At 68.1% G+C, this 3,546-nt stretch carries 1 protein-coding gene and 1 pseudogene; one reads left to right on the forward strand and one right to left on the reverse strand.

All coding sequences use genetic code 11. The features are described 5' to 3' along the window. Nucleotides 1-144: 144 nt before the first annotated feature. Nucleotides 145-2,811: a M14 family metallopeptidase gene (locus tag ACZ6QQ_RS36645; RefSeq protein ID WP_465882631.1), complete on the reverse strand. Its 2,667-nt coding sequence runs from the start codon at nucleotides 2,809-2,811 to the stop codon at nucleotides 145-147. A 553-nt stretch (nucleotides 2,812-3,364) separates the two neighbouring features. Between ACZ6QQ_RS36645 and ACZ6QQ_RS36650 the strand changes: the two are divergent. Beyond that, nucleotides 3,365-3,546: pseudogene (locus ACZ6QQ_RS36650) on the forward strand (SigE family RNA polymerase sigma factor); the annotation flags it as partial.

Raw genomic sequence — 3,546 nt, forward strand, 5'->3', positions numbered from 1 at the left:
TCGTATGGTAGGAAGCGGGGTTGGGTACGGGCGGGGGCGGACGGAGGAGGGATCCAACGACCCTCTTCTGGGGGGGGGGGGGGGGGGGTTTTGGGGGGGGGGGGGGGGGGGCCCCCCCCCCCCCCCCCACCCGGTCGGAGGTTTCTAGCGGCCGAGGCGTTCGAACTGGTCCGGCGTGAGCTTCTGCGCCGGCCCGTGGTACATGGCGTTGAAGATCATCTTCTCTTCGGCCCGGTTCCAGGTGCGGAACGCGATCTCGCTGCCGAAGGTCACCACGGAGCCGCTGCCCACGCTCCAGGACAGGCCGTTCACAGCGCCGTTGAGGTACTCGCCGCCGATCAACCAGCCGCTGCGCAACTGCTCCCCGCTGGCCGGGTACTTCGACACCACCTGGACCGGGTACTTGTTCGGGTCGGTGAGCTCGTACGCCCGGTCCCCGTCGAACCAGGCCGGGTTGCGCGGGTCCATGCCCCAGGCGACCGGGTTGTCGGCGTCGATCTCCTGGCTGAGCAGGGCGCCGGGGCAGTAGAAAACCGTCTCGTCGCTCGGCAGGACCGATCGCAGCGGCAGTTCGAACAGCTGTTGCGCCGTGTTCGCCCCGCTGCCGAAGGCGACCAGCGTTCCGCCGCCGGTGACGAAGTCACGCAGCTTGGCCCAGCCCTCCTCGCCGACGCCGAACGCCCAGGCCCACTCCGCCGGGTAGTTGTTCCGGTTCAGCCCGTTGGTGATGGAACTCTTGCTCACCCCCTGCGGCAGGACGATCGCGTCGAACCGGCCAGCGAGGTTCTTGTAGTCCTGCGCCTTGACCACGGAGTAGTTCACGCCGTACTGGTCGAAGAGCCACATCAGCCAGCCGGACGGGATGTTGTTGGCCGGCTTGAGCAGGCCGATCCGGGTGCCGGGCTTGAGCTGCACCCCGGCGACCCGCGGCACGGTCGCGATGGCGGAGATCGGGATGCCGGTGTTGCGGGACTGGTTCTGCAGGATCTGCCGGGCCGCGTCGGTCGGCGGGACGACGAAGGTGCCGGGCGGGAAGGTCCGACCACCGTCGACGAACTGCGCCGCCGCCCGGAAGGTGGGGATGCCCTGGCGCTGCAACCGGGACACGATCTGGAAGACGCCGTACGACTCCGGGCCGATCACGTACGCGCCGGTGCTGGGCGGTGCGGCCGGCATCGTGACCGCCGGTGGCTTGATCTCGGTGAGCAGCTTGACGCTGGCCGAGAACGAGCCGGTGACCAGGTTCGCCGTGAAGCCGAGCAGCATCGGCAGGGTCTGCGCGGTCACGTCGTACGGCCGCTGCGGCGGTCCGCCGGGGTACTCCAGCAGGTGCGGGTACTCCTGCACCTCCAGCAGGGTCTTGGCGAACCCGCCGTACGGCTGGTTCAGGTAGATGACGTACGAACCCGCCGGGTACTGCTGGCCCCCGGCCGAGAACGCGGCCTGCGCCTGGTGGACCTCGACCGCGCCCTTGAACAGGATGTCGAGCGCGTCCCGGACCGCCTGCGGGTCCCGCTGCCCGGCCGGGATGACGTACGCGCGCGGGCTGGTCCGGGTGACCGCCTTGACCCCGACCCGGTAGAAGTTGAACAGCCAGTTGTAGCTGTCGTACGCCACCGCCTCGATGCCGGAGTAGAACGCCTGCGAGACGATGTCGACGATCTGCCGCAGCGTCCAGGTGTTCTGGTCGTACGGCTCGATGAAGCTGATCGTCTTTTCCTGGCTGCCGAGCGGGCCGGTGCCGACCTGCGGGTACGCCAGGTTCGAGCAGCTGGCCGCCTCGGTCAGGATGCGCACCGCGTTGTGGTAGACGCAGTACTGCCGCGACGGGGTCCAGTAGTCGTACGTCATGCCCCAGCCGACGCCCTTCATGCCGGCGGCGGTCATCCCGCGCTGCATGGCCATGCCGAGCGCGTCGGTCTGCTGGACCGTGATCGCGTCGATGTTGGGGTCGTACGGCGACAGGTAGGGCGGGGTGAACATCCGGGGAGCGCCGGCGCCGGCCTGGTGCGAGTCCTGGAACACCTGCGGGTGGTACTTGTTCAGGATCGACACGTTCAGGTTGCTCTCGACCTGGGTCAGCATCAACCAGTCGCGGTTGTCGTCGTGCCCGGTGTACTTCTGGTACAGGTCGGGGTAGGTGCGCGCGTAGTTGGTGCCCGCGGTGGCGACGAAGTAGTCGTTGATCAGGACGAGCCCGTCCGGATTCTGCGCCGGCACCAGCAGGATGACCAGGTTGTCGAGGATCTTCTCGATGTACTCGGACGGCTCGGTGGCCAGCCGGTGTGCCCACTCGATGGTGGCCTGCGAGTTGCCGACCTCGTTGGAGTGGATGCCGGCCTGCACGAAGTAGAACGGCTTGCCGGTGCTGGCCAGCTCCTGCGCCTCGGTCGGGGACAGCCCGCGCGGGTCGGCCAACCGGTCGTTGATCTCGATCAGTTTGGTCAGGTTGGCCAGGTTCTGCGGCGAGCTGATCGTGAGCAGCACGTACGGGTTGCCCTCGGTGGTCTTGCCGACCTCCTCGTACCTGACCCGGTCGCTCTGCTCGGCGATGAGCTGGAAGTACGGAACCATCTTGTCCCAGGTGGCGAGCCTGCCGTCGGATCCGATCCGGAAGCCGAAGTACTGCTCGGGCGTGGGAATGGCGGCGGCCCGCGCGGCGGCCAGCGCGTCGAAGTGCGGGGCCGCGACCGGTTGGGCCGAGGCGGCATCGGGGTGGATCACGGTGGCCGCGGCTGCCGCGGCACCGGCCGCCGCCGTGGACCTGAGCAACATGCGACGGGACAGGCCCGGGGTCTCACTGATCGTCATCTGGGTTCGCCTTCCGTGGCCGGTCTGCCGGCCGGCCATCGTCTGGCCCGGAGAGTGCGTCTCTCCGTGCCGCTACCGGTAGGTCCTTCTGCTGGATCCGCGCGTGGTCCCCTGACTCGCCAGGGATGACCGGGTCGCGTCGCCCGGAATCCGGATGCTCCCGTGCCCGCCGGAGAGCGACAGGTGAGCACAGCCATCAGCCCCTGTGTCGAAGGCCGTGGCCGGGGGGAGCGCGACCGCGTTCCGATGTGGAGCGTCTGGTCCGAGGGGTACGGATGATCGGCGTTCGACGGTGGCGGATCGGTTTACGGGCAGCAACGATCATCGCGACCTCCCGGCCGTTTGTTGATCACGTTCCCCCATTGAGTACCAGCCCGGTGGACCCCGGAGCAATAGAGATCAACAAATTTAACCGGCGGGCAACGGTTGTAGTGATCTTGCGACGAGTCGGGATCGGCGGCGTTGCGTCGGGTCGCCGACCACACGCAACCGGTGAGCGTCCCGGTACGTGTTATGGGCGTCCTCGGGCAGAAGCCCGGACGGGGAGGAACGAGTGACGGTGACGACAGAACCGCGCGTCGACGCTTCACCGGCGGTGGGATCAGCCGGTGAAGGGGGCAGGGACACAGCCGGGAAAGTGGAGTTCGATGCGTTCTACCACGCTCATTTCAGGGCGATGACGGTGCATCTGTGTGCGTACACGGGGGATCTGGGGCAGGCCCAGGATCTGGTGCA

The sequence above is a fragment of the Micromonospora sp. NPDC049529 genome (assembly GCF_055586685.1).

Excerpts from the sequence above, each read along its gene's own strand:
- ACZ6QQ_RS36645 (WP_465882631.1), bottom strand. The coding sequence starts at position 2,811 with ATGACGATCAGTGAGACCCCGGGCCTGTCCCGTCGCATGTTGCTCAGG.